Genomic DNA, 333 nt, shown 5'->3' on the forward strand with positions numbered 1-333 from the left:
CTAGCTGGCTTCATGGTCCCACTTGAAGGGGAAAATGGCATGGTGACTGAATTCATCTTGGTGCCCTTCTTTGGCGCATGTATTCATGTGCCTCCACCGCCAGCGAATCAAATGATTGTTGTACGTTACGAGACTGGCATTCCAGCGAGCTACTTCTTCGATTCCATTGTGATTGAGGGAGCTTTGGAGATGACAGAATTTGAAAGCAACGGTATTGGCATCGGATACCAAATGACAGCAACATATGTAGGACCCAACGTATAGAATTAGCTAATTATTGAGGGTATTTGACCTATGATGATCAAATAGATCATCATAGGTCAAATGCCCTTT

1 protein-coding gene is annotated in these 333 nt (G+C 43.8%); it reads left to right on the forward strand.

The window, feature by feature from the left end; translation table 11 throughout:
- A partial coding sequence (locus AB4585_RS25095; protein WP_372171470.1) for a DUF3299 domain-containing protein occupies nucleotides 1–264 on the forward strand: 264 nt, incomplete at its 5' end.
- Nucleotides 265–333 lie beyond the last annotated feature (69 nt).

The sequence above is a fragment of the Vibrio sp. 10N.222.49.C9 genome, assembly GCF_041474985.1.
Classification (GTDB): Bacteria; Pseudomonadota; Gammaproteobacteria; order Enterobacterales; family Vibrionaceae; genus Vibrio; species Vibrio crassostreae_C.